Origin of the sequence: Pseudomonas sp. HMSC08G10 (assembly GCF_001808425.1) — a bacterium.
Classification (GTDB): Bacteria; Pseudomonadota; Gammaproteobacteria; order Pseudomonadales; family Pseudomonadaceae; genus Aquipseudomonas; species Aquipseudomonas guariconensis.
In genome coordinates, this window is record NZ_KV793312.1 from 1 (window position 1) to 878 (window position 878).

The 878-nt window shown below is 45.3% G+C and carries 1 protein-coding gene; it reads left to right on the forward strand.

The window, feature by feature from the left end; genetic code table 11:
* Window positions 1-665: EAL domain-containing protein (locus HMPREF3173_RS15415; RefSeq protein WP_070574334.1), on the forward strand; the 665-nt coding region annotated here is incomplete at its 5' end.
* Window positions 666-878: the final 213 nt, after the last annotated feature.

The following is an 878-nucleotide window of genomic DNA, read 5'->3' on the forward strand; positions in this document are numbered from 1 at the left end:
AGATTCGGGAAGTCTTTTTCAGACCTTCCCTAGTGCGGGGCGAGAATGGGGCCGGTGCAAACGCCGTCATGCAACAGATAAATGACTCAAACAGATACAAATTTGATCAGGCGTGTCGCGTTAAAGCTGTCGAGCTCGCGGCCAAAACACGCATATCCGAACACTTGAGCATAAATTTTTTGCCCAATGCAGTTTATCAGGCAGAGGCCTGCATACGCACAACACTGATAGCCGCGGAAAAGTACAACTTTCCCATAGAAAAAATAATATTTGAAGTCACAGAGAACGAAAACATAACCGACAAAGCCCACATTAAAAAAATCATGGAATCTTATAAAAAACAAGGTTTCAAAACCGCAATTGATGATTTTGGTGCTGGATATTCAGGCTTGAACCTACTCGCTGACTTCCAACCAGACATCATCAAAATCGACATGGAATTGATTAGAAACATTCACAGAAGCCGAGCAAAGCAAGTGATAACCAGGAGCATAGTAGCGCTGTGTAAAGATCTAAACATTCAGGTGATAGCCGAAGGGATCGAGCACATTGAAGAACTGCAAACTCTACAGGAAGCCGGAATACACCTGTTTCAAGGCTACCTGTTTGCGAAGCCGGCACTGGAAACGCTCCCTCTTATAGCATGGCCTTATCACGATCGGTGAGGTCGAATATGGACGGCACTATAAGGCGTCAATGCAGCACTCGAACTGACATCAGGCCAATTGGAATGCCACTCCCTGTTCGCAATAAAAATAAACGCCATAAGCGCAACTCAACGACGGAGCGCATTTGAGAATACCGCTTTACGTTCGACTACCCAACGGCCTGATTTAGCCATTCACATAAGGAAGGTCTGAAGTAACCCTGTATTTCCG